Origin of the sequence: Azospirillum sp. A26, assembly GCF_042604635.1 — a bacterium.
Classification (GTDB): domain Bacteria; phylum Pseudomonadota; class Alphaproteobacteria; order Azospirillales; family Azospirillaceae; genus Azospirillum; species Azospirillum palustre.
On sequence record NZ_CP170477.1, the window covers coordinates 173,537 to 197,678 of the forward strand.

General features: G+C 64.5%; 18 protein-coding genes. 7 read left to right on the plus strand and 11 right to left on the minus strand.

All coding sequences use genetic code 11. From position 1 onward, the window contains the following. Positions 1–37 precede the first annotated feature (37 nt). Positions 38–1,174, plus strand: a complete 1,137-nt coding sequence (locus tag ABNQ39_RS35640; RefSeq protein ID WP_376967231.1) for a hypothetical protein — start codon at positions 38–40, stop codon at positions 1,172–1,174. 54 nt (positions 1,175–1,228) lie between these two features. On the opposite strand, the gene ABNQ39_RS35645 is transcribed toward ABNQ39_RS35640, so the two are convergent. The 5 genes from ABNQ39_RS35645 to ABNQ39_RS35665 form a co-directional block, all read right to left on the minus strand. Next, positions 1,229–1,510 carry a hypothetical protein gene (locus ABNQ39_RS35645; RefSeq protein WP_376967233.1) on the minus strand — a complete coding sequence of 94 codons (282 nt, stop codon included), beginning with the start codon at positions 1,508–1,510 and terminating at the stop codon, positions 1,229–1,231. A gap of 47 nt (positions 1,511–1,557) precedes the next feature. Further along, a complete protein-coding gene (locus ABNQ39_RS35650; RefSeq protein ID WP_376967235.1) occupies positions 1,558–2,331 on the minus strand; it encodes a hypothetical protein in 774 nt (257 codons plus the stop codon). 5 nt (positions 2,332–2,336) lie between these two features. After that, entirely contained in the window at positions 2,337–2,726 is a 390-nt protein-coding gene (locus ABNQ39_RS35655) for an NAD/NADP transhydrogenase alpha subunit-like protein (RefSeq protein ID WP_376967237.1), read from the minus strand. A gap of 71 nt (positions 2,727–2,797) precedes the next feature. Continuing rightward, positions 2,798–3,976, minus strand: a complete 1,179-nt coding sequence (locus ABNQ39_RS35660; protein ID WP_376967239.1) for an FkbM family methyltransferase — start codon at positions 3,974–3,976, stop codon at positions 2,798–2,800. Between the two features lie 119 nt (positions 3,977–4,095). After that, on the minus strand, positions 4,096–5,310 hold the full coding sequence (locus ABNQ39_RS35665) for a sulfotransferase (protein WP_376967241.1): 1,215 nt from the start codon (positions 5,308–5,310) through the stop codon (positions 4,096–4,098). Positions 5,311–5,652: 342 nt separating this feature from the next. Here ABNQ39_RS35665 and ABNQ39_RS35670 point away from each other — a divergent pair, with 342 nt between their 5' ends. From ABNQ39_RS35670 to ABNQ39_RS35685, 4 genes are read left to right on the plus strand one after another with little or no spacing between them, the layout of a single operon-like run. Continuing rightward, positions 5,653–6,609 (plus strand): GDP-L-fucose synthase family protein, encoded by a 957-nt coding sequence (locus ABNQ39_RS35670; protein WP_376967243.1) that lies wholly within the window; start codon positions 5,653–5,655, stop codon positions 6,607–6,609. After that, positions 6,606–7,427, plus strand: coding sequence for an NAD-dependent epimerase/dehydratase family protein (locus ABNQ39_RS35675; RefSeq protein WP_376967245.1), 822 nt, complete (start codon positions 6,606–6,608; stop codon positions 7,425–7,427). Before ABNQ39_RS35670 ends, ABNQ39_RS35675 begins: the two co-directional genes overlap by 4 nt. Positions 7,428–7,482: 55 nt before the next feature. Then, complete coding sequence (locus tag ABNQ39_RS35680; RefSeq protein ID WP_376967247.1) at positions 7,483–8,481, plus strand: GHMP family kinase ATP-binding protein; 999 nt, start codon at positions 7,483–7,485, stop codon at positions 8,479–8,481. Positions 8,482–8,509: 28 nt separating this feature from the next. Continuing rightward, complete coding sequence (locus tag ABNQ39_RS35685; RefSeq protein ID WP_376967249.1) at positions 8,510–12,319, plus strand: glycosyltransferase; 3,810 nt, start codon at positions 8,510–8,512, stop codon at positions 12,317–12,319. Between the two features lie 22 nt (positions 12,320–12,341). Here the strand turns inward: ABNQ39_RS35685 and ABNQ39_RS35690 are convergent, their stop codons facing one another. Next, entirely contained in the window at positions 12,342–14,612 is a 2,271-nt protein-coding gene (locus tag ABNQ39_RS35690) for a glycosyltransferase family 4 protein (RefSeq protein WP_376967251.1), read from the minus strand. A 372-nt stretch (positions 14,613–14,984) separates the two neighbouring features. Between ABNQ39_RS35690 and ABNQ39_RS35695 the strand changes: the two genes are divergently transcribed. Next, positions 14,985–15,254 carry a hypothetical protein gene (locus ABNQ39_RS35695; protein ID WP_376967253.1) on the plus strand — a complete coding sequence of 90 codons (270 nt, stop codon included), beginning with the start codon at positions 14,985–14,987 and terminating at the stop codon, positions 15,252–15,254. Positions 15,255–15,302: 48 nt separating this feature from the next. Here ABNQ39_RS35695 and ABNQ39_RS35700 read toward each other — a convergent pair whose 3' ends face one another. Next, positions 15,303–16,250: an NAD-dependent epimerase/dehydratase family protein gene (locus ABNQ39_RS35700; protein WP_376967255.1), complete on the minus strand. Its 948-nt coding sequence runs from the start codon at positions 16,248–16,250 to the stop codon at positions 15,303–15,305. A 355-nt stretch (positions 16,251–16,605) separates the two neighbouring features. Here ABNQ39_RS35700 and ABNQ39_RS35705 point away from each other — a divergent pair, with 355 nt between their 5' ends. Further along, positions 16,606–17,886, plus strand: a complete 1,281-nt coding sequence (locus tag ABNQ39_RS35705) for an HAD-IIIA family hydrolase (protein WP_376967257.1) — start codon at positions 16,606–16,608, stop codon at positions 17,884–17,886. 27 nt (positions 17,887–17,913) lie between these two features. Here ABNQ39_RS35705 and ABNQ39_RS35710 read toward each other — a convergent pair whose 3' ends face one another. The 4 genes from ABNQ39_RS35710 to ABNQ39_RS35725 form a co-directional block, all read right to left on the minus strand. Continuing rightward, positions 17,914–19,899, minus strand: coding sequence for an O-linked N-acetylglucosamine transferase family protein (locus ABNQ39_RS35710; protein ID WP_376967259.1), 1,986 nt, complete (start codon positions 19,897–19,899; stop codon positions 17,914–17,916). Beyond that, on the minus strand, positions 19,896–21,407 hold the full coding sequence (locus ABNQ39_RS35715) for a tetratricopeptide repeat protein (protein WP_376967261.1): 1,512 nt from the start codon (positions 21,405–21,407) through the stop codon (positions 19,896–19,898). Before ABNQ39_RS35715 ends, ABNQ39_RS35710 begins: the two co-directional genes overlap by 4 nt. 119 nt (positions 21,408–21,526) lie before the next feature. Continuing rightward, positions 21,527–22,351, minus strand: coding sequence for a class I SAM-dependent methyltransferase (locus ABNQ39_RS35720; RefSeq protein WP_376967263.1), 825 nt, complete (start codon positions 22,349–22,351; stop codon positions 21,527–21,529). Positions 22,352–22,415: 64 nt separating this feature from the next. Continuing rightward, positions 22,416–24,140, minus strand: a complete 1,725-nt coding sequence (locus ABNQ39_RS35725; RefSeq protein WP_376967265.1) for an O-linked N-acetylglucosamine transferase family protein — start codon at positions 24,138–24,140, stop codon at positions 22,416–22,418. Positions 24,141–24,142 lie beyond the last annotated feature (2 nt).

Consider the following 24,142-nt stretch of genomic DNA (forward strand, 5'->3'; position numbering starts at 1 on the left):
CCACCGTTCCATGGCCTTCCTGGAAAGGGATTGAACCTTGAAGATCGCCTGCTTGTCGGACATCACGCTCGGTTACGCCGTTCCCCAGATCGAACTGCTGACGGCTTCGCTGGCCCGCCATTACGCCGCGACCGAAGCTGTGGTCGTCGAGCCGGACATGAAGGGGCGCCGCGCGCTGTTCGCCCACGACCTGATTTCCCTGCGGCGCTTCGTAACGCGCACCCCGCCGCACGACCCGGTGTTCCATATCGAATATGCGCGGTTCATCGAGCGCTTCCTGCGGTCTTTCCGCCCGGATGTCCTCATCGTCACCAACGGGGCGGTCATGCCCGGACTGCTGCTGTCCGGCCATAAGCCGGCCCTGCTGATCTATTACATGCTCGAAAGCCTCGAGCATCAGATCCATGGCGGCAGCCTGTACGGCGACTTCAACGACATGGTTCAGGACATGGTCGATATCGTGGCCGTTCCGGAACAGCGCCGGGCGGCTTACGATCTCCGCACTCCGGAATGGACGTCGAAGCCCCTGGTGGAGCTTTTGAACGTTGCGTCCGACCAGGGCTTCCCGCCCCGTCAGGCACTGGCTGCGGATGGGCCTGTCCGCTTCCTTCATGCCGGTACGATCAACAGGAATACGTTCTGCGATGTCCTGTCCGGCCTGAAGATGGACAACATCCGGATCGATATGGCCGGGCCTCAGGACGACGATGCGACCAGATCGATTGTCCGCAAGGGAAGTGAATCCGGCAATGTGACCTATCTCGGCCTGCTTCCCCTGTCCCGGCTTCATGGGATCGTCCAGGATTACGACTATCGCTTCGTTCTTTGGCGCCCTCTGGACTTCAATTCGTTCTTTGCGTCGCCGAACAAGCTGTTCGAATCCATTTCCGCCGGCGTGCCGCCGATCTGCACGCCGAATCCCCAATGCGCCGACATCATCCGGCGCTACGACTGCGGCATCCTGATGGAAGGCTGGGAGAACCGCCATCTGGAGGCGGCCATCCATTACGCGATCTCCATCGCGCGTACCGAGCGGTATCAGGAGCTTGTCCGGAACTGCTACGAAGCGGTGCGCTGCGAACTCAACTGGAGTGCGCAGTTCGACAAGATGATCCCGCATCTGCCGGCGGCATCCGCTCTGCAGCGGGAGACGGCAGTCTGCCTGCCGGCATGAGGTCGGGTGCGGGGCGGAAGCGGGCGATGAGCCTGTCCCGCCCCGCACAACCCGTCAGCAGTCGGTTGCCCCCTGCCATTCGGCCCGGCCCTTCAGGGCCTGGTAGATCTCGCTCCGGCCCGGTTCGGAGCCATCGGGCAGAGCCATTTCGGAGAAATCGATCCGGGTCTGGATGACGCCCAGCGGCTGATGATCGGTCTGGCGGGCTGCCGTCGTAAGATAGGAGGCGAGGGTCACGTCGGCGCAGCGTTCGGCGAAGTGAAGCTGAAGGCCGATGATGCGGTGATAGGTGGCGTCGATGCCGTAGGGCGTGGAAACGGCGCGTTCAAGAGCCATGGCCAACTCTCCTGAAGATATGGAAGCGAAATGGGAAGCGGCCCGATCTAGGCGCACAGAAGCTGACGGATCGTGCCGCCGGAATCGCGGATGGCGATGGAACCGGTGGCGGCCGGAGCGCCGGCGCTGTAGGTGCCGAACCAGAGATGGCCGCCGCCTTTGGGCAGCAGCTTCAACCCGATGTCCGCATCGGTCCCCTGCACCGCGAAGGCAGGGGCATTTCCGGTGGATGCTCCCGTAACCTGCACGCTGTTGACCGCATTGGGTGTGTTGACGATGCGAAGCTGCTCCGTGCCGCTCGTCGCCCCGCTCATCGCACCGGTGACGACGCGAACCCCGTCATAGCTTGCCAGCCTTGCGCCGTTGCCCGCGTCGCGCGTCAGGCTGAAGAGATGGATACCGGATGCTTGGCCGGCGAAACCGCAGCCATTGCTGCCGGTGTTGGTGTTCATCACCAGCCCGGCAGCAGGCGCAAGGCCAAGATTGCCGCTGCTGCTGCCCAGAGAGGGGGAATTCCCCGTCAGGCCCCCGGTCGCCACAAGACAGACAGTGGCGCCGGCCAGGGGAACGACCCGCAGGCTCTCGGCCCCCGTGCTGCCGCCCAGCCGAACCATGCCGGTCGGTTCGACGCGCAGCCGTTCGGCACCGGCGGTCGCGACAGCCAGCGTATCGCCCGCAGGAAAGAACAGTCCGGTGTCGCGGTCGGCGGCGGCGGCGAGTGCCGGTGCCGTGACCTTGCCCGGTCCCAGGGCAACGGTGCCGGTGAAAACAGGATCGACCGCAGGAACGGCCGGTGCCGTTGTGGTGTAGGAATTGCTCATCGCCATCACCCGTAGAAAGCCAGCGATACCGCGCAGTCGGCCGGGGCCACCATGCCCAGGGCAGCTATGGCGTCGACCGTCCGGGCGGCGGGGTTCAATTCCGGTCCGCTGCCGTCGAGAATGTCGGAAACGGGCAAAGCGACGGCTCCGCCGAAGCGGACCCAGAAATTCCCGGTGGCGGAAAACAGGACATGGCGTGCTCCGGACGGAACCGGGATCAGTTTGGCAGTGCCGGCAGTCAGGAAAATGTTGAACACCATGGTCGATGTGGCAAGCACATCGGTCCGGCGTCCCATGGCGTCCTCGGCGGTGATCAACGCATGCATTTCAGGGTGCCTCCGATTGGAGAAGCCAAAAACAACTGTGCCCGCGCTCATTGAGATGAGCGCGGGCACAGTTTGGGGCGTGATCCGGAGAGGCTTATCAGAAATGCCGCAAAGCAAGAAGGATTATTTTCCCAAATCCGTCAAATCGGCAGGAGCCCGTCGCCGATCGATCGGCGGTTCCGGAATGGGATCTCGGAAACGACGTGATCAATCGTGATGCCGACAGTCTCGGTATCCACTGCCTTGGCCAAACACTCTATCCAGATCACCAAATCGGCTGCTTTGGGAAGATTGACGATCAAATATCGATGGTTCTGATAAAGCGCAGATTTTGGGCCATGATAGAATGTAAAGTCTTTTCCATATGCTTGAACGCCAATTTTCACAGTGTCATTAGATGAAATCCATGAAAAAGGATAGTTCATATATATTCTATGGCGCCCATCACAAATTTTTATTTGTTCAGAATGATATAAAATTTCGGAAGAGGCTGGGTCTATGTTTATCGATCCTTCAAAATATTTATGGAAAAAGAACTCATAATGATAAGGGGTTGGTGGAGATTCCCTGTGAACATAAAGAATATTTCTGGTTCTTTTTTCCGAATTAAAGATCTCCTCTGTAATCTCCTCTAGAGTATCCACATCAACAGCTCTATAACCAAATTCATTCATGAAAGTCAGACAGCGAATTTGGCTTGGAAATTGTTCAAGAACAATCGATGGATGAGCGCGTTCTATCGTTTTCTTAAATCCTAACAGGGCTTCATATTCTGCGCCTTCAATGTCCATTTTTACGAACGAAGGCGTTTGTCCGGTATCATCAACAAAATCATCAAGTGAAAGTGTGCTGACATCAATACTTTCACTATATGATGATAAATATATGCCATCGGCAGCAGATGCATTGCTGTATCTTATCTGAATTATATCTTCAGAATTTGAATAAACGGCGCAGTGAATAAGATGAGAATTGAAACAGCTATTCGCAACGATGTTGCGTTGAAGCTGTGGAATGTTCCTGGGGCTTGCTTCAAATGTAAAGACTTGGCCTCGAGGACCGACAGACCGCGACATTGCGACAGTCATTGATCCGATATGACCACCCACATCGAAAACTGTATCCCCTGGTTTGCAAAGGTCCCGAACAACAGTGTTTACTGCCGGCTCTCCCGTATTTCCACGGTACCAAGGCGTGCAGTTGCCATTTATTTGTATGCTTATAATATCAACTTGGCCTTTTATTCCGTTTATTCTCTGTTCGATATCCAAGATAACCGCCATCGCTCTATAAGGATCTCTAAAATATATCTTCTCCATATCTTATTTTTTGTCAAGTTGATTGTAGATAAATGCGTACCGACGTCTTCTTGACTAATCAAATATCCAACTCCAATGAGCTGAATTTTCCAAATAGCAATTTTATTTTATGAAATAAATCAAATTGTATTTTCAGATAACAGGCTGTTTAGCATATTTTGTGCTCCCTCATGCGACCCTCTAAGTGCAATTGCGTCCTGAAGATCAATAATTGCTTCTGCACATTTGTTAATCTGCTTGTAAAGGTGCGCCCGGTTGTACTTAATCCAGAAGGGATCATACCCAATGCGGAGAGCTTCGTCGAAATGACGAAGGGCATTCTCCTGATGATCCGCTTGCTTCATCAGCATGAGCGCCAGGATGTAATGGCCATAGCCGTCTTCCGGGAACGCTTTGACATAATCCTCGGCAATTTCCTGCCATTCCGGCAAAGGCAAGGGGCACTCGGCATAAGCTGCCAGCACGGCGCGGCGTGGGTCGTTGATGAATGTCCGTACCGGAGGATAGGCATTCACCGACTGTGACTGGACCGGAGACATGACCGCCGATATCTCTCGGGTATAATATTCGAAGTAATCGTAAAAATTGCGATGATAGTAGAATTTCAGGCTGTTCTCGTCCCAGGAATCGTAAAGATCCCTGTAGATTTGCCCGCATCGCTCGATCCGATCCTCATCTTCCTTTGAAAGACCGGGAAGGGCATCCAGACCGTTCGAAGCGGCGGCCCGCAGCGAAGCGCCGGCGACCACCGCCTCGGTCCCCAGAAACCCGTTCAGCCGTTCCAGCACGCGGTCGGAATAGCGCTCCATCGGGATGACGTAGACATTCGGCAGAAAGCTCATGAAACGGATCATCAGCGAGACGGCTTCCAGCCACGTGTCGATCAGATCCCCATAGGCGTTGGCCGGAAACATCCGGTGCATGGACACGATGGCTTGCAGCGGGTGCCGGATGGTGAAGACGTAATCCGCATGGAAATAATTCTTGGCGAAATGTTCCCACAGGCCAAGCTGCTCCGGCCGCCTCGGTCCCAAGGCGATTTTATCGCCGACGCGCGGATAGAATTTCGCCAGTTCGGTCAGCACCTGATCGCCGCGCAGGCTGGGCGGTATGCAGGGGGGGAGATAATGCCCCTTGAGCCATGTGCGGTTCTGGGAAGCGCCCTTCCGATTGAAGAAATCCGGAAAATGCGGAAGTTCCGTACGCCAGTATATCTCTCCTTCCTTCAGAAGAAAGACATTCCTGTCAGAATTGAGGATATCGCACAGTATCGTCGTTCCGGACCGGGCATGTCCGATAATGAATATCTCTTTTTTTACTTCTTTCTCATTCATCGGAATTTGCCCTGAAAATTTTTGCTAATTGATTGGACGATATCCTACGAAAGGTTGCGTGGGTAAGCAAGAATATCCGGTCTCCAATACCTCATTTTTGTCTCTTCCTGAGCAGGAAGGCGACCGGGAAGGGCTCGGGAAAATCGAAAAAAATCAACTGATAGATTTGTCGCATGCTTGTGGCAATCGGCACGGACGCATGTGAGCCGGACAAACTTCTCTTTACGTTGAGGAGTTGCCGTTGCTATACAGAACGAACTCCCATGAGGGTGTTCCGTGGCGTTGAGCGCAGCTTCGTGGAGCATTCCTTAAGAAATGAACACCGAAGCGGCTTGGGTCATTATGGTTGATCTTGATCGTATTCTTGTCACCGGTGCAACCGGCTTTCTGGGCCGTCACACTGTTCGGGTTCTCAATGACCGGTACGGGGCCGAACACGTCTTCGCGGTCAATTCCCGGCACTACGATCTGATGGACCGTGGCCAGATCCACAAGATGTTCCAGGATATCCGCCCCACTGCCGTTGTGCATCTGGCGGCCTATTCAGGCGGAATCGGCGCCAACCGCACCTATCCCGCCGATTTCTACCTGCGCAATACCTTGCTGACCGCATTGATGTTCGAAGCGGCGGCGCATTTCAAGGTCGGCAAGCTGCTCTATCCCATGGGCGGCTGCTCCTATCCGGCCCGGGCGGCCAGCCCGATCGGCGAGGACCAGCTCTGGAACGGCTATCCCCAGCCGGAAAGCGCCCCCTATTCCACCGCCAAGATGATGGGCGTCGTCGCCGCGCGCGCCTACCGGCAGCAGCATGGGCTGAACGCATCCGTCATCATCCCCGGCAACCTGTATGGCGAATACGACAATTTCCACCCGCTCGACAGCCACGTCATCCCGGCGACCATCCGCCGCTTCCACGAGGCGCGGCTGCAGGGGGTGGACTGCATCACCCAGTGGGGATCCGGAAAGCCGACCCGCGACTTCGTCTATGCCGGCGACGTGGCCGCGCTGATCCCCTTCTTCCTGGAAAGCTTCGACGAGGTCGGACCGGTCAACATCTCGTCCGGCACCGAGACCTCCATCCGCGAACTGGCGGAGACGGTGGCCGAATTCACCGGCTATGCCGGCCGGATCGAATGGGACACCGGCAAGCCGGACGGCCAGATGGTCAAGATCTTCGACACCGCGCGGCTGTCCTCGCTCGGCCTTTCCTGTCCGACCCCGCTCGCCGACGGGCTGCGCCGCACCATCGACTGGTTCGCGACCCACTACGCCGACCGCGGCGACGGGCTGCGGCTATGACCCCCCGTCCCCTGATCTATCTGATCGGCGGCAACGGCTTCGTCGGCTCCGCCTATCGCCGCCTGTTCGCCGCCCGCGGCATGGACTGCGTCCTGGTCGGGCGGGACGACATCGAAAGGCTGCGCGGCACCCGGTGCGACGTGCTGATCAATGCCAACGGCAACAGCAAGAAGTTCCTGGCCGACCGGGATCCGCTGTTCGACTTCGATGCCTCCGTGCGGTCGGTGATGGAAAGCCTGGTGGCTTTCGACGCCGGCAGCTACGTGTTCCTGTCGAGCGGTGACGTCTATCCCGATCCGTCCTCGCCGGAGACGACGGGCGAGGATCAGGCGATCGACCTCGCCCGGGTCAGCCGGTACGGCCTGCACAAACATCTGGCCGAACAGCTGGTGATGGCCAGCCGGCGTCCCTGGCTGGTCTTGCGGATGGGCGGCTTCGTCGGCCCCGGACTGAAGAAGAACGCCGTCTACGACATGCTGAACGGGGATCCGGTGTGGCTTTCCCCGGAAAGCCGCCTGCAGTTCATCCACACCGATCATGCCGCCGATCTGGTCTGGCGCCTTGTCGAGCGGGGCGTGCGCAACGAGGTGGTCAATCTCGGAGCCGAGGGGCTGGTCCATCTGGGCGATCTGCATCGCGAGATCGGGGGCGATATCGGGGGCGAGATGGGGGCGGGCTCGGTCTTCCGCGAGGATGCGGCCGTCGTGCGTTACGAACTCTCGCTGGAGAAGTTGCGACGCCTGAGCGGCACGTCCCTTCCTTCCAGCATGGACGATGTCCGGCGCTTCGTTGCGGAGCACAGGTCCGCGGCAGCCTGACCGGAACCATCCGGCCGGGACTGCCCGCCCAGGCATCCTTGTCAAGGTAACAGCCATGATGATCATGTCGCGCACCCCGTTCCGGATCAGCTTCTTCGGCGGCGGGACGGACTATCCGGAGCATTTCCGCAAGGAGGGACAGCGCGGTGCCGTGGTCGGCATGGCGATCGACAAGTATATCTACATCAGTGCGCTGCGAATCTCCGGCATTCAGAACTACCGTTACCGTGTCAGCTATTCCCGGCTGGAAAAGGTGATGGAGGTCGGCGAGATCGAGCACAGCGTCGTGCGAGAATGCCTGCGGCATTACCGCATCGACGACATGCTCGACATCAACATCATGTCCGACATTCCCGCCAGCACCGGGCTCGGCAGTTCTTCCGCCTTCACCGTGGCCCTGCTGAACCTGCTGGCCCGGCTGCGCAACGAGCGCGTTACCAAGATGGATCTGGCCAAGCGGGCCATCTTCGTGGAGCGCGATCTGCTGAACGAGCGCGTCGGCGTGCAGGACCAGCTCCATGCCGCTTTCGGCGGGATCAACCGCTTCGACTTCGACAGCAGGAACATCCGCATCACCCCTGTGTCGATGACCGGCGCGGTGCAGCAGCATTTCGTCGACTCGCTGATGCTGATCTACTCCGGCGTCACCCGCCATGCGTCGGCGACGCTCGACGAGCAGATCGGCAACACCAAGGCCGGCAAGGTGGACCGGCAGATGGATGCCCTCCTCGACCTCGTCGACCAGTCGGTCGCCGTCATGGAGATGGAGGACCCCCAGGCCATGGTCGCCGAGTTCGGCCGGATGATGGACGAGGGCTGGCGGATCAAGCGCTCGCTGTCGAGCAAGATCACCCTGCCGCACATCGACGAGCTGTATGACCGCGCCATGGCGAACGGTGCGCTCGGCGGCAAGCTCTGCGGTGCCGGCGGCGGCGGCTTCCTGCTGATAGTGGTGCCGCCGGAACGGCGGGCGCAGGTCACGGAGGCTGTTTCCCCGGCCAAGGTCATCGATATCGGGCTGGACACGCAGGGAGCAATTCTCCTTTATTCCTGAACTGTTTGTCCCCTCTGCGGCGGCCCTGATGAATCGCCTTGTTCTCTGCGACCAGTCCCTCATCGGGCTCGGCGGCCATTATTACGAATACAGCACGTCGGTCGCGCGGGCGGCGCAGGAGCTCGGCCTCTCGGTCCTGATCGCCGCGAACCGGTCTGTCGATCCGTCCCTGTTCCAGGGTGCCGGCTCCATCGGCCTGGATGTGCTGCCCTGGTTCGCCATGAGCTGGGGGGAGGCCGCCCAGGCCCACCGGCAGGGAACCGCCGTCACCAGGATCGCGGACGAGCTGTCAGCCCTGCTGGACCATTGCGGTGCGGCCGGGGGGGACATCGTCCTGCTGCACACCCTGGGATGGGAGGAGGCGGACGACATCCTGCATTGGCTGCTCGGCCTGCCGGCGGATGCCGTCGCTGCCCTGCCGCACATCCGTCTCCTGTTCCGCTTTCCCCTGTCCTGGCTGTACGAGCCGTGGCGGTCCTCGCTGGTGCGTGCGTTCGCCAGGCTGCAGGACGATCCGCCCCTCCGCCACAAGCTGGGCTTCCTCAGCGACACCGAGCCGCTGGCCCGCTCCTTCACCGGCCTGTTCGGTCATCCCTTCACCGTGATGCCCATCCCGTTCCGCACCGACCTGCTGGACGGGGATCCCGTGGAACGGCGCGACGCCGAAGCCGCCGAAGCCGTCGCGCCGGCGGCTTCCCGGCCGGTCGGCCCCCTGGCGATCGGCTATTTCGGCGATGCGCGGCTGGAGAAGGGCTATCATCTGCTGCCGTCGCTGCTGTCACGGCTCTGGCGGACCGCAATCCGCCCCGGCAAGGCACGCTTCCTCGTCCAGTCGCACTTCAACGCACCGGGCGGCGAACCGGGCATGCTTCAGGCGCGCAACCAGCTTCTGCAATTCACGGCCCCGCAGGTCGAACTGACCGCGGCCCCTTTGCCGACTGCCGACTATTACCGCCGGCTGCAGGCCTGCGATGCGGTCCTGATTCCCTACGATCCCGACAGCTACGCCGAACGCAGTTCGGGGATTCTGGTCGAGGCGCTGGTCGCCGGCAAGCCGGTGATCGTGCCGGAGGGATCCTGGATGGCCGGTCAGGTCTCCGCGGAGCATGCCGCCGTCTACCGCCACCCCGACGGGCTGTTCGAAGCCGTGCAGGGGATGATCGACCGCCATCCCGACTATGCGGCAGCGGCGGGACGGCTTCGCTCCCACTGGCGCGAGCGCACCGACCCCCGTGGCTATGTCCGCGCCCTGCTGGCAACCGTTCCCGCAAACCCGGTTCCGGTGCTTGCGGCCGAACCTGCCTTGCGCGTGGCCCTGGTCATGGACGGCGACGCCATGCTGCTGCGCAATGGGGCCAGCCGGGTCGCCGTCAACCAGATCGACCATCTGGCCCGTTCGGGCTACCGGATTACCGGGGTGTTCGTCTCGACCCGGACCTTCGAGACCGGCGAGGCGATGGAGCGATGGCGTGCCGCGCTGGAAGCGTGTCTGTCCAGCCTTCCGGTGGCGGAGGTCTTCTGCCTGTTTCATCTCTCCGCCAACCTCGATGGGCACACCGCCGGCCGGCTGGCCCGGATGGCCGCCGCCGGACATTATTCGCTGGAACGCGACCTGCTGTTCGCGCAAGGCCTGTCCTTTCCCCCGGACCTGCTGAAGACCGCCCGCGAAACCAGGTTCGACCTGGTCGTCCTGAACTATGTGCGCTTCCTGCCGGTGGTGGAGGCGTTGGGATGGGACGGCGTCCCGCTTCTGTGCGAGATGCACGACATCCAGTCCTTCCAGAAGGCTCTGTACGGCAACCGCGACTTCGATTCGCGGGAATTCGACCTGGAAAAGGCGATGCTCAGGCGCTGCGGCCATGTGGTCAGCCTCAGCGAGCTGGAGGTGATCCGGCTGAAGGGGGAGATGGGGGATCGCATCTCGCATCTCCCGATGCCGCTTTTCACGGACGGCGCCGGATACGAGCGGATCCTGGACGCTCCCGACCTGGGTGCCCTGGTCGCCTCCTGCGGAATTGTCGCGACGGCTCCGGAAAAGAACCGGGCCGCCGCCGGCAGCACGGCGGACGCTGCCACCGGCAGCATGGCAGAGGCTGCCACCGGCAGCAGTGCAGACGCCGCCGTCAGCATGGCGGACACCGTCATCGACAAGGCCAAGGCGCTGCCGGGCATCGACCTTCTGTTCGTCAGTTCGGGCCACGAGCCGAACTGCCGCGGGCTGATCTGGTTCCTGGAAACGGTCTATTTCCCCCATCTGTCGCGGGCCGGGGTCACGCTGTTCGTGGCGGGCAGCATCGCCTGGGCGCGCAACTGGCCCGACCATCCCAACATCGTCTTCACCGGAATGCTCGACGATGTGGCGCCGCTTTATGCCGCGGCGAAGCTGGTCATCCTGCCGATCCATGAAGGGGCCGGCGGTGCCATCAAGATGATCGAGGCGGTCGCCGCCGGGAAGCCGATCGTCTCCACCTCCTTCGCTCTGCGCGGTGCCTTGCAGGATGGGATGGATCCCGATTTCGTCTGCGACACCCCGCTGGATTTCGCGTCGGCGGTCCTGGCTCTGCTGGAAAGCTCCGAACGGCGCAGGCGTTGCCGCGACCTGTGGCGCCGGACCTATGAGAGCGCCCACAGCCTGGCGCTCTACGACGAGCGGCTGGCCGCGGTCATCGGCAGGCTGTGCGGGCGACCCCCGGTCGTTCCGTCTCCCCAGCCGCCGGCCAGCTTGCCCGAGGTTCCGGTCGAATGGGGACCGGGGATCCAGGCACTCGGCGGCCTGCTGTCCGACTGGGCAGGGGGCCGGCCGCTCGATTACGACAGGTTCGGGGTGCTGGGAGCCGCCTATGGGCAGGACTGGCCACGGCATGTCCGGACCCTGCTGGCATCCGTGAAGAACGTGGACCGGATACCGGCCTTGCGCCGCTTCGCCGGAAGGGGCTTGCCCCTGATCGACCTCTTCACCGACCTGATCGACATCGGCCGTCCGGTCAGCGAGATGATGGCGCTGTCCGGTCCTTCCGTGGCCATCGTCTATGACGATCTCGGCCACCGCCATTACGCCTTCTATGCCGGCACCGTGTTTGCGGCCGCGCAGCGGCTGTGGCGCACGGCGCCGCACAGCATCGTCGTCACCTGCCTGTCCGCGCCGCGCCTGCCCCGCCCTGCGCCGGGCTGTCTGACCGTCCAGGTCGACGGCCGGGAGCTTCCCGCCTCCTGCATCCGGATCGACGAGGTGGCCGGCACCATCCGGGTGGCGCTTCCGGTCGAGACCGACTTTCCCGGCGCCCGGCTCACCAGACTGTCTCTGGCCATCCACGGTACCCTCATCGTCACCAACATCGCCTTGGTGACCGAGATTTCGCTTGTTCCCGGTCAAGACGGGGCGGCGGCCGTGATCGGCGACAACTGGCATGGGCCGGAGCGGGAACGCGGCCAGGGCGTCTGGCGTTGGACCGGGCCGGAACGCAGCTCCTGGCTGCGCCTGCCGGTCTTCACCGATCCGCGGATGCGTGTCGCGCTCACCGTTACGGACAGCGCCATCGACCGTGACGTCGTGCCGGAGCTGCATCTCGACGGCTATGCGCTCCGCCCGGTCGCGGCTCCTGCGCCCTCTCCTGCCATGGAGCAGGGGGAGGCGGACCGCGAACTCGTCTATGCCCTCGACCGTCAGGGCCGGGGACGCCCGCTCGAGCGGGCGCTGCGGTTCGGATCGGCCGATCTGACCGTGACCCTTCCGGCCACCGCTCCGCATGCGCGGGACGGCTCGCGTCGGTGCGGCGTGGCCGTCGGCAGCCTGCGCGTCGTCACCGACCTGCTGTCTGCATTGGGGGCCGCTGCCTGAAGACGCTCGATACCGGGTCGGTTCAGCGGCTGGAAAGCCGCTGCAACGCCACCTTGACCCGTTCGCCGTAAAGCCGGCTGACCGCTTCCGGCGACAGGTCGCGTTTCGCCCGCAAGGCGGCGGCGGTCGCCCGGTTCGTCCGCTCCTTGCCGTCCTGGAAAACCCGGCGCATCGCGGCGGCAGCATCGTCCAGGTCCGGCTCGAACCAGCGCGAGCCGGGCGGCACGTCGATATACTCGTCGTGGGCCATGTAGCGCTCGGTCCCCCCGACCAGGAAGGCGCATCCCTCGTCCATGTAATCGAGGTTGCCGGAATAGCGGGAGGCGATCACCGGCTTTCCGCACATCATGGCTTCAGCCATGGTGTAGCCGAAGCCTTCGGCCCGATGCAGCGAGACATAGCAGTCGCAGTCCTGCATCAATGCCGCCATCTCCACCGTCTCGTAATTGCCGTCGAGCAGCCGGATGCGCGAATCCTGCGCCGCCAGCCGGTGGAATCGGCCGATCTCGCGCCGGTTGCTGGCCGATGGGACGGTGTGTGACGTTGCAACCCCGCTACCGCCGGCATGGCGGAGCTTGACCACCAGCTCGACCGGCTCAGTCCCGGCGGGGAAGGCGTGAAGGAACGCTTCAACCGTGCCGGCCGGATTCTTGCGCGTGCACCAGCTCAGCTCGTCGAAGCAGAAATAGAAGCGGAAAGGCCGGTCCGGTCGAGGGGTGCCAGGCTCGGGAGCGGCGGGCGGGGTGAAGGCCGGATCCACCGCATGGGGAACCACCTCCACCGGTCCGGCGAAATGACGTCGGAAAATGGCGGCGCAGTAGGAGGAGGGTGTCCAGATCTCGTCGAGCAGTTCGAGCGTCAGCCGGGCGGAGAGCGGCAGGGCGCTGCTTTCCCAGACCAGCAGGCCGATGTTGTAGGCGCCGTGGAACAGGTCGAAGCCCTGGTTGAGCATGTCGGTCGGTGCGCCGATCAGGCCGAAATGAAGCAGGTTGATCGGCAGGGGCGGCCGGCTGTCCAGCTGCCGGAAATCCGAAAGGGAAGACCGGGTGAGCGCCGGCGTCCGGACCTCGTAACCGGCCGCGGCGATGGCGGACCGGCTGGTCCAGGCATTCTGGCCTATGGCGGTCAGCCCGTTGAGATAACCGAAGATGTTGACGCCTGCCGCCGGCTGGGGGGACCGGACGGTGCCCGGCGGCGGTCGATGGAAAGCAGGCCGGGCCGTCTGGAGCGCCTTCAGGGACCCGAAGGTGATCGCACCCCCATCCGCAATGCCCAGACGCTGGCAGAAATAGCCGAGCCCTTCCAGGCATTGCCCCTCATGCTCCACCGGGGTGCGCAACAGGCGGCGCACATCCTCCGGCACGAAGATCTCATCCTGGTTCCAGCGGATCAGCCACAGCGTCACGGCCAGCAGGACAACGAACAGATCCTGTTGATTGGAGAGCGAGCAGTTGCCCGCCAGGGATGCGTCCCGCCGATAGGATTCGGCATAGAATCTGGTCAGGGGCAGAGCGGCGGCGGCGACGCCGCTGGGAGCATTCAGCAGGGCGATCTGCTCCGGTGCCAGGACAGACGCCGGCAGCCGGACCTGACCAAGCGCCCATTGGATGAAGTCGTAGGTCTTCCAGGCCGCCGGCCGGGCGCTCCAATCCTCCGCCCCTTCGTCCTTGCGCCGGATCGCCGCATAGGCGCGGAACAGGCGGGATGAGAACAGGCCGTCGGAGTCCGGATGACCTTCGGCCAGCCGGCGCGCCTGCTCCGCGCCGACCGGCACCAGGGCCTGGTCGCCGATTCCGAACCGGTCGCCGTGCGTGGCGATGAAGGCGGCGAGATCGTCGTCGTCGTCCAGGTGGAAGGAGCCTGCGGCGTTAAGCCGGTGGAGCTGGTGGGCGAAATATTCCGGTGCGCCGCTGCGCCCGCCATTCAGCCAGGGTGAGGGGCGCAATGCGGCGGCTGGAGCAGATCGTTCGGCCAGCCGCCGCGTCCCGTTCAGCGTGTCGGTGATCGCGGTACGGCAAAGCCGCGCCTTGGGACCGGACGCCGCCGACAGGGCCGTGTCGATGACGGCGCGCCGCCAGTTCGTCCGGATCGGCGAACCGGACAGGGAGGTGTCGGTGCCGTGGATGCGGACGTCCACCACCGCCCCCCATTCCGACAGGACCGCTGCCGGCGTCGGCAGGCTGAACATCACATGGCCATTGCGGTTCGGCAGATGGGACAAGGATTCGTGATAGCCGTTGCACGGGTAGACGCCGATGAGTTGACCATCGACGTAAACATCGACGAAATTCAATGCCGACGGTTCGCTCTGATTATAGAGCCAGCCGTAAATCTTTTCCGTCGTTATGAATTCGAGAAAACCGGAAAATGTCGCAATAATCATCGATTTATGCGCCGAAGCCAGAATGGGAATGTTATCGAACTATATGGTTCGGGCGCGTTTTTATCAATGCGCGGGTTCGTTGGTTGCGCCATCGATTTCCATAAATTCTATCGGACGCCCCAGGAAGGCGGCACTACAGATCGCCGTCTCCGAAGACGCATCCGCTCCATCCGCATAGGTGGGCGTATAGAAAATGTATTAGTGCGAATCCCAACTGTGAAAAATCCGCGCCTAATACAACATGAGATTCATTGAATAAGAATGTGCGGGATGGCGCCGATCATGAAACTCAACCAAAGATATATAGATTCCCATCCTTTTCCGTCGCTTGTCGACCACGCGTCCATAGGGCGTTCGCCGATTGAACTCTTGCGTTTCCTGGTGTTCGAAAAGGACGGCGAGGCGACCATCGATCAGGTCGGGGAACCCGGTGCAAAACTTCTTCAGGAGCGCAATTGGGTCAGATTGTCCTACTGCGCCGAGGAGGTCTTCGTCCTCGCAACCGAGGAAGGCCGCCGTGTTGCCCGAACACAGCGTCCTTCCGCTCAGTGATTGCCTCGGGCATTGCCCCGGGGTTTCCAGTGCCGGCGCAATGCCCGGTTACAGGACGTTGCCGTAGACGGCATTCCGGATCATCCGGTAGCCCTTGATCAGTTCCTGGATACCGTCATCCAGCGAGAAGGCCGGCTTGAATCCGGTCGCCTCGATCCGCTCGTTGGAAACGATGTAGTCGCGCTTGTCGGGGTCTTCGCCGATGGGCGCTTCCAGATACACGAACTTCGGCAGATGCTTCTGGATCCGCTCGCACAGTTCCCACTTCGACAGGTTGGCGTCGGACAGACCCACATTGTAGGGGCGGCCCTGCATCGCGTCGAAATTCGCCAGCCCGTGCAGGAAGGCACGGGTGACGTCGCGCACATGGATGTAGTTGCGCTTGAAGTGCGGCTCGAAAAGCACCACGGCACGGTCGTTGACGGCGCGATAGACGAAGTCGTTCACCAGCAGGTCGACCCGCATGCGCGGCGCCATGCCGAACACCGTGGCGAGACGGAAACTGATGGAATTGCCGTGGTCCAGCACCGCCTTCTCGGCATCGACTTTGGTGCGGCCGTAGAGCGAGATCGGGTTGAGCGGGCTGTCCTCGGTGCAGAACTTCCCCTGCTCGCCAATGCCGTAGCCGGAGTTGGTCACCGGCATGACGATGCGCTGATCCTTGGACAGAATCCTGGTCAGGGTGACGACCGCCTCCCGGTTGATGGTCTCGGCTCCGATCTTGTCGGCATCGCACATGGGGGCGCCGACCAGCGCGGCCAGCGGGATGACGAGATCGGCGCTTTTCGTCAGCGCCCGCAGGGTCGCCTCGTCGCGGGCGTCGCCGCGCACCAGATCGAACTTCGGGTTGGCGCAGACATGGTTCAGCGAGGCCTGGCGGAACAGGAAGTTGTCGAGCACCGTGACCGAATGGCCGGCATCGAGCAGCGCCGGCACCATGATCGATCCAAGATAGCCGGCACCGCCGGTGACGAGAATGTTCAGGGGCTGGGACATGCAATGACCTCTGCCAACAGGCGGACGGGCGCCGCCGACGGCAGCGCGGGAAAGCGGACTGTTCCGCGGGGATGGGGGAACGCGGCGCGGCGAACCGCGGCATAGGTAGTCCGGACCAGCCTGGCAACGCAAGGATCAGTTTCGCCGCACACCTCCATCCATGCGTGTGAAATTTGGAATATCTGATGCTCGGAGAGGAAGGCCGCGCGGGACTATTGCCGATTCTACTCTGTCCGCAGGAACACTATCGAAGCGTTGAACGGGTGAGAGGAGCCATGATAGGTCCTTTTCAACGCTCAGCGCACTTTCCGCCGGAGGATGCGCGATCCCCGCATTTCGCGAGTGTCCCATCTTCATGGCCATGTCCATTTCCATGCCCGAGCAGATGCCCCTCCCCGAACCGGTCCCGCTTCCCCGCCAATGCGTCATTCTGGTCGGCGGGCTCGGCACCCGGCTGGGAGAGCGCACGCGCCTGACGCCGAAGCCATTGCTGGAGGTGGCGGGGAAACCCTTCCTCGACCATCTGATCGGTAATCTTGCCCGTTTCGGCTTCGACCGGGTGCTGCTGCTGGGCGGCTATCGCGGCGACGTGCTGCGCGACTATTGCGCGGAGGCGGCGACGGCCGATGGGCGCTCCAGCCGCTTCGGCGTCGCCTTGTCCTGCCTGATCGAAGACAGCCCCGCCGGCACCGGCGGCGCCCTGGTCCAGGCGGCGGATGCGCTGGACGACCGTTTCCTGCTGCTGAACGGCGACTCCTACTTCGACATCAATTATCTGGATCTGACGGCACCGCTCGGCGGCGGGACGCTGGCACGGGTGGCGCTGCGCCGGGTTGAGGATGCGGCGCGCTACGGCGCCGTCCGTCTGGAGGGCGAGCGGATCCAGGCCTTCGCCGAACGGCCGGAGCAGGGAGGGCAGGGCCTCATCAATGGCGGCATCTACTGGATGGACCGCCGCATCCTCGACCATATTCCCGCCGGTCCCTGTTCGCTGGAACGCGACGTGCTGCCCGGGCTGGCCGAACGCGGCGAACTGGCCGGACGCTGCTATGACGGCACCTTCATCGACATCGGCATTCCGCAGGATCTGGCGCGGGCCGACAGCCTGGCGGCCGGATGGCACCGCCGGCCGGCCGCCTTCCTCGACCGCGACGGGGTGTTGAACCTCGACCACGGCTATGTCCATCACCGGGACCGTTTCGAGTGGGTCGACGGGGCGGTCGACGCCGTCAAGCTGCTGAACGACCGCGGCTATTACGTCTTTCTCATCACCAACCAGGCGGGCGTCGCCCACGGCCGCTACGAGGAGGAGGCGATCCACGCCCTCCATGGCTGGATGCGGGAGGAACTGCGCCGCAACGGCGCCCATCTCGACGATGTCCGCTATTGCCCCTACCACCCGGAGGGGGTGGTGGAGCGCTATCGCCGTGTTTCGGACTGGCGCAAGCCGGAAGCGGGCATGCTGCGCGATCTGATGGCCCATTGGCCGGTGGACCCTACCGCCAGCTTCGTCATCGGCGACCGTGACACCGACATGGCGGCGGCGCGGGCCGCCGGCCTTCCGGGCCACCTCTTCACCGGCGGCAACCTGCTGGAGCGCGTGCGTGGCGTCCTGGAAGGAACGAAGGAGGGGTGAGCGCCGCCCCCTCCCGTTCCACCCCCTTCAGCCCTTGGGAAGGATGAAGCCCTGGGGCGGGCGGCCGGCGCTGTGCAGCGACCACATGACCCGATAGGCGCTTTCCAGGTTGCGGGTGAAGCGGTGGCTGTCGAACAGCGGCGCCGTCATCCGCCCATCCTCCAGCCGCTTGCGGAAGCCGGCCCGGCGGGCGGGATCGCCGGCAAGCGCCACCGCCAGATCCTCGTATTCGGCCAGCGACTGCGTCACCGTGTCGGGCAGCCCCGCGGCATTCAGCAGGCTGGCCGCCACCCGCGAGGCGAAGGTTCCGCCCAGGCAGGTGACCACCGGACAGCCCGCCCACAGCGCGTCGCTGGTGGTGGTGTGGCCGGTGTAGGGCAGGGTATCGAGCGCCAGATCGGCGAGGCGGTAGCGGGCGATGTGGTCGGCCAGCGGACGGGGCGGGGCAAAGACCAGGCGGGCCGGATCGACCCCTTGGGCCTGCGCCGCGGTCTTCAGGTTGCCGGCGGCCAGCGGGTTGGCCTCGAACAGCCAGAGCACCGATCCGGGGACACGCTTCAGGATGCGCATCCACAGGGCGAACATGGCCGGGCCGATCTTGTAGGCGGTGTTGAAGGCGGCGAAGACGACGCCCGTCTCCGGCAGGCCGCACTGGCTGCGCGACGGAACGCTGTCGGGCAGCGGCCGGCGGCGGTCGTTGATCTGGTAGGCGTCCGGCAGCAGCACCAGCCGCTCGGCATAGAAGGGTTGGTGCTCCGGCGGGGTGACGAAGCGGTCGCCGATCACATAGTCCATGTGCGGGCAGCCGATGGTCCCGGGATAGCCTAGGTAGCTGACCTCGACCGGCGCCAGCCGGCGCGACAGCAGGTCGAGCCGGGTCTGCTTCGTGTAGCCCTTCAGGTCGATCATGATGTCGACGCCGTCGTCGGCCATGCAGCGGGCGACGGCGTCGAGCGGTACGCTGCGGATATCGCGGAAGCGGTCGAAGGCCTTCACCAGCCGCTGGCGCATCGCGCTGCCGTCGTCCGGGCCGTAGGAATAGGCCAGCACCTCGAACCGCTCGCGGTCGTGCAGTTCGAACAGTTCGGCCGCCAGGAAGGCGGTGGCATGCTCGTGGAAGTCGGCCGAGACATAGGCGATGCGAAGCCGGCCGTCTGGCGACGGGAGGCGCGGCTGCAAGGGGGCGATGGAGGGGCGCTTGACCACCCGGTCGAAGAACAGGCGGGCGGAGCGGTCCTGCTGGGCCGGCGTGGTCTCGATCGAGAGGGCGGCCAGCGGGATGACGACGCCCCCGTCCTGATCGATGATCTCCCTCACCCGGCCGCAGAGCCGGTCATAATCGTCCCAGTCGCACAGCGTCTGCATCAGGTACAGATGGTAGCACAGCGCTTCGGTCTTGGCCGGGGACAGCGCCACCGCACGGGTATAGGCGGCCTTCGCTTCGGACAGCCTGCCCAGTTCGCGCAGGGTATGGGCATAGCCCAGCATCGCTTCGGCATGGCCGGGCTCCACGACCAGCGCCCGGCGCAGCGCCCGGTCGGCCTCCGCCACGCGATGGCTCTCGCGCAGGGCCACGCCCAGATTGGCGGCGGCGAGCGTGCTGATGGGATTGAGCCGGAGCGCACGGGCGAAATCGATCGACGCCCCGTTGCGGTCGCCCAGCGACAGCCGGGCCGAGCCGCGATTCACATAGGCTTCCGGCGTGGAGGGCGAGAGCTGGACGCAGCGGTCGTGGGCCGCCAACGCCTCGGCCATGCGGCCCAGCGCTTGGAGCACGGTGCCGAGATTGCCGTGGCTGTCGGGCAGGTCCGGGCGCATGGCGATCGCCTGGCGCAGGATCGTCTCCGCCTCCTGCGCACGGTTCTGCATCATCACCGTCACACCGAGAAGCTGGGCGACCTCGCCCGTTCCGGGGGCGGCCTGCAGAATGGCGCGGCACACTTCCTCGGCCTCCGCCATCCGGCCTGCGCGGAAATGCGTCAGCGCCGCCTGCAGCGCTTCGTTCAGCGTCATCGCCCGGCCCCTCCGGCGACCCGCGCGGCGGCTTCCGCCGCCACGTCCGCCGTTACCCTGCCCATCACCTCGGCCCAGTCGTTGGATCTCGCCTGACGGAACAGGCGCATGGTCGGATACCAGGGGCTGTCGAGCCGGTCGCGCATCCACCGCCAGTCGGCGAACCATTTCAGCACCACCCAGGTCGGCCGCCCCATGGCGCCGGCAAGATGGCAGACCGAGGTGTCGCAGGAGACGATCAAATCCAGGTTGGCCATCACCGCGGCGGTGTCGAGGAAGGCATCCGGACCGGCGTCGAAATCCGCCCCCAGCTCCGTCACCGCCACGCGGTCGCGCAGCCGCGCCAGATGGTCCAGGCCCGACACCTTCTGCAGGCTGTAGAGCCGGACGCCCGGCAGCCGCGCCATCGCCTCGAAACACTCCAGCGGGATCGACTTGCCAGTCTCGTTGCCGTGCCAGTTGATGCCGACGCGCAAGGCCGGGCGGCTGCCGCCCTCCAGCCCGTCCAGCCGCTCCGCCCAGCGGGCCGCCAGCGGCGGTTCCGCCCGCAGATAGGGCACGCCGCCCGGAACATTGTCCGGCGTGGTGCCCAGCCGGTGCATCAGGCTCATCAGCGAGATGTAATAATCATAGGGCGGCAACGGTTCGCCGAAGGCGAACAGCCCGTCCAGGTCCGGGGCGGTCGACAGCACCCGCTTCAGCGCCGGCTGGCATTCGTAGAGCACCCGCGCGCCCATGCGCTTCAGCACGCCGGCATAGCGGATGTACTGGAAGGAATCGCCCAGCCCCTGCTCGTAATGCACCAGCAGGGTCCGGCCCTCCAGCGGCTGGCCCTGCCAGAGCGTGCCCGGCATGTTGCGCTTGCGCCAGACCGGCTGTTCCAGCCGGCCCTCATAGGCGACGGTGCCGTTGACGTAGTCGCCGGCCATCAGCAGGCAGGTGCCGAGATTCTTGCGGTATTCCGGCTTGTCGACGGCGATGGCGAGCGAGCGCCGGTAGCTCAGCGCCGCGTCGTGCGGAGACCCCAGGCTGAGGCTGACCGCGCCCAGATTGTTGTAATTGACCGCGACGTCCGGCTCGACGGCGAGCGACAGCCGGTAGACGGCGCGCGCCCGTTCCCCGTCGCCGGTGAACATGAACAGGTTGCCGAGCGTCAGCAGCGCGCCCGGATAGTCCGGCCGCAGCCGCGCCAGCTCGCGGAAGGCGATGAGCGCATGATCGAGGTTGCGCCGGTCGAGCAGGATGCTGCCCAGCGCATTCAGAACGTCCGGATAGGCGGGGCGCAGGCGCAGTGCCTGGCGCAGCGGCTCCATCGCCTCGTCCGGCCGGCCGGCGGCCCGCAGCGACAGGCCGAGATTGCCGTGCAGGTTGGCGATGTCGGGATGCTCGTCGGCCAGTCGGCTGAAGGTCGCGGCGGCCTCGTCGAAACGGCCGTCCCGGAACAGGGCGGCGGCACCGTTGAAGGCCTCGATGAAGGCCGGTGAGAACTCGGTAATGGCAACCCCCAACGCTTCGGACCCCAACGCTTCGGTCCCGCTGCACAGACCTGCGGTGTCTTACCCCAACAGCGTTGCCGGCGGCAATAAAGGGCTGGCGCCGCCGGTTCCCTTCCCGGTTTTGTCCCGCCTTACCCCTGCGGCTTCCGGCCGATGGCCGTCCAGGAGATTTCGTTCACCCAGGAAAGCCGGACATCCTCCAGCCCGGCGCCCGTCATCAGCGCCTCGACCTCGTCGCGGCGCCAGTAGTTGGCGATCTTCGGCAGCATCTGGTCGAAGACGATGGAGCGCAGATGGGCGAAGTCGAAGCGCCGGATCAGGCGGAAATATTCCAGCCGGTCCAGCCCCAGCCGCAAGGCCAGCCACAGCAGGGCGGTCGGCGGCAGGGACAGCGCATGCACCAGCCCGATCGGCAGGCGGCTGAACAGCGCCTTGCGCAGCGGGTCGGCGAACCGGACGATCCAGCCGTTGTTCTCGCGGCCATAGACCCAGATCATCACCCGGCCGCCCGGCTTCACCGCGCGCACCATGTTGGCGAGCGCGGTTTCGGGATGGGCCAGATGGTGGATGACGCCGATCGAGAAGGCGAGGTCGAAGCGCTCCACCTCGTTCAGCTCATAGGCGCTCTGGCGGCGCACCTCCATCGCCGGATGCGGCGCCAGCGTGGACCGCGCCGAGGCGAGGCTGCGCTCGTCGATGTCGATGGCCAGGCCGCCGGCGGCGCCATAGCTCATCGGCCAATGGCTGTTGCGCCCCATGCCGCAGCCGACGTCGACGAAGGTCAGGCCGCGCCAGTCCTCCGGCGCCATGAAGGGCGTCCAGCGGCGGAACTGCTCCTCGTAGATGCCCTTCAGCTCGGCATAGCGGCCCCATTCGTAACCGAAGCGGTCGGCCGACCCGCTGTGCACCGCGGACGCGGTGTCGGGGGCGGGGGAAGAGGGCGGCGCTTCGCTCATCGCGGCGGTCCGGTGTGGTGGATCGGGAGACGGGGCTATCGGTAGAAGCCGGGGGGCGGGCTTGTCAAGCCGGGCGCCCGGTTGCGGCATCGTCGCACCAGCGCCGCCATATCAGCCGGTAGGCGGTTTCCAGGTTGCGCATGAAGCGCGTCTCGTCGCACAGCGCCGATGCCCTCACCCGCTCGCGCATGCCCATGCGCAGCCGCATCAGCCGGGTCAGGTCGCCGGCCAGATCGGCGGCGATGGCGGCATAGCGGTCGGGGGTGGCGGCGACCAGTTCGGGCAGGCCGATGGCGGTCATCAGGCTGGCGCCGACACGGGCGGCGTGGCGCGAGCCGGCCAGCGTCACCAGCGGCGCCCCCATCCACAGCGTGTCGCAGGTGGTGATGGTGCCGTTGTAGGGATGCGGATCCAGCGCGATGTCGATGCGGTTGTAGGCGGCCAGATGCCCGGCCGCGTCCTTGATGAAGCCGACGAGGTCGAGCCGGTCCGGGTCGATTCCGGCGGCGGCGAAGCGCGCCTTCATCGCGGCGGCGGTGCCGGGATCGGACAGCGGCCGGTCCTTCAGCAGCAGGCGCGCGTCCGGCGCCCGGCGAAGCACGTCGGCCCACAGCGCGATGGTGGCGTCCGTGATCTTGGACAGCTTGTTGAAGGACCCGAAGGTGACCGCCCCGGTCGCACCGGCCGGCAGCGGCACCACGGGCGGGGCGGAGGCCGGGGGGCGGAAGCACAGGAAGGGCGCCGGCAGCCGGACCAGCGTTTCCGCCGCATGGGTGTCGGTCGGGCCGACCGGATCGCTGACCGGATCGACGATGCGGTAGTCGACCGACGTCATGCCGGTGCTGTTGGGATAGCCCAACCACGTCACCTGCACCGGCGCCGGGCGCAACGCCAGCATCGGCAGCCGGTTCAGCCCGGAATGGCCGGCAAGGTCGACCAGGATGTCGATGCCGTCGGCACGGATCTGCGCGGCCAACGCCTCGTCGTCCAGATGGCCCACATCGCGCCAGCCGTCGGCCTGTGCCTTGAAGCGGGCGGTGTGGGAATCGCCATGGGCGACCGGCAGGATCGAATAGCAGACGATCTCGAACCGGCTGCGGCTGGCCGTCTCGAACAGGGGCGTCAGGAAATAGGCGCCGAGATGCTCGCGGAACTCGACCGACAAATAGCCGATGCGCAGCCGCTTCTCCGGATCGGGGCGGTTGGCGTGAGGGACCGCGGGCTGGCTGCCAGCTCCGCCCTCCGGCCGCCCGCTCAATCTTTTGCCGAACCGCTCGTCGAAGCGCCGGTGTTCGGCCAGCAGGCGCTCGCCCGGCAGGTCGAGATAGTTGAGGCACAGAAGCCGCTGGCTGGCGACGCGCGGGTCGTCCGGCATCAGCGCCTCGGCCCTGTCGAAGGCCAGGGCGGCCTCCGCCGCCTCGCCGCGCATCTGCCGGGTCACGCCCAGGTTGAACCACAGCCCGGCACCCTGTTGCGGATCCAGCCGGATCGCCCGGGTCCAGCAGCGCACCGCCTCGCCCAGCCGGTCGGCGCCATAGGCCTCGCTCCCCAGCCCGACCCAGGGCTTGTCGTAGTCCGGCCGCAGGATCAGGGCGGTGCGCAAGGCCGCCGCCGCCTCGGCGGGGCGCTTCAGCTCGGACAGGATGACGCCCAGATTGTTCCACAGGTCGGCGGCGCCGCCGTCCTGCGCCAGCAGGCGGCGGTAGAGATCCGCCGCCTCCTCCAGCCGCCCTGCGCCCAAAGCGTCCAGTGCTTGGCGTTTCAGCGTGTCCAGGGTGGACGAGGTCATGG

Bases quoted from the DNA above. Each gene is read 5' to 3' on its own strand.
- ABNQ39_RS35680 (WP_376967247.1), top strand. From the start codon at position 7,483: ATGATGATCATGTCGCGCACCCCGTTCCGGATCAGCTTCTTCGGCGGC.
- ABNQ39_RS35695 (WP_376967253.1), top strand. From the start codon at position 14,985: ATGAAACTCAACCAAAGATATATAGATTCCCATCCTTTTCCGTCGCTT.
- ABNQ39_RS35650 (WP_376967235.1), bottom strand. From the start codon at position 2,331: ATGAGCAATTCCTACACCACAACGGCACCGGCCGTTCCTGCGGTCGAT.
- ABNQ39_RS35660 (WP_376967239.1), bottom strand. From the start codon at position 3,976: ATGGAGAAGATATATTTTAGAGATCCTTATAGAGCGATGGCGGTTATC.
- ABNQ39_RS35725 (WP_376967265.1), bottom strand. From the start codon at position 24,140: ATGACCTCGTCCACCCTGGACACGCTGAAACGCCAAGCACTGGACGCT.
- ABNQ39_RS35665 (WP_376967241.1), bottom strand. From the start codon at position 5,310: ATGAATGAGAAAGAAGTAAAAAAAGAGATATTCATTATCGGACATGCC.
- ABNQ39_RS35670 (WP_376967243.1), top strand. From the start codon at position 5,653: ATGGTTGATCTTGATCGTATTCTTGTCACCGGTGCAACCGGCTTTCTG.
- ABNQ39_RS35720 (WP_376967263.1), bottom strand. From the start codon at position 22,351: ATGAGCGAAGCGCCGCCCTCTTCCCCCGCCCCCGACACCGCGTCCGCG.
- ABNQ39_RS35710 (WP_376967259.1), bottom strand. From the start codon at position 19,899: ATGACGCTGAACGAAGCGCTGCAGGCGGCGCTGACGCATTTCCGCGCA.
- ABNQ39_RS35705 (WP_376967257.1), top strand. From the start codon at position 16,606: ATGGCCATGTCCATTTCCATGCCCGAGCAGATGCCCCTCCCCGAACCG.
- ABNQ39_RS35685 (WP_376967249.1), top strand. From the start codon at position 8,510: ATGAATCGCCTTGTTCTCTGCGACCAGTCCCTCATCGGGCTCGGCGGC.
- ABNQ39_RS35645 (WP_376967233.1), bottom strand. From the start codon at position 1,510: ATGGCTCTTGAACGCGCCGTTTCCACGCCCTACGGCATCGACGCCACC.
- ABNQ39_RS35700 (WP_376967255.1), bottom strand. From the start codon at position 16,250: ATGTCCCAGCCCCTGAACATTCTCGTCACCGGCGGTGCCGGCTATCTT.
- ABNQ39_RS35675 (WP_376967245.1), top strand. From the start codon at position 6,606: ATGACCCCCCGTCCCCTGATCTATCTGATCGGCGGCAACGGCTTCGTC.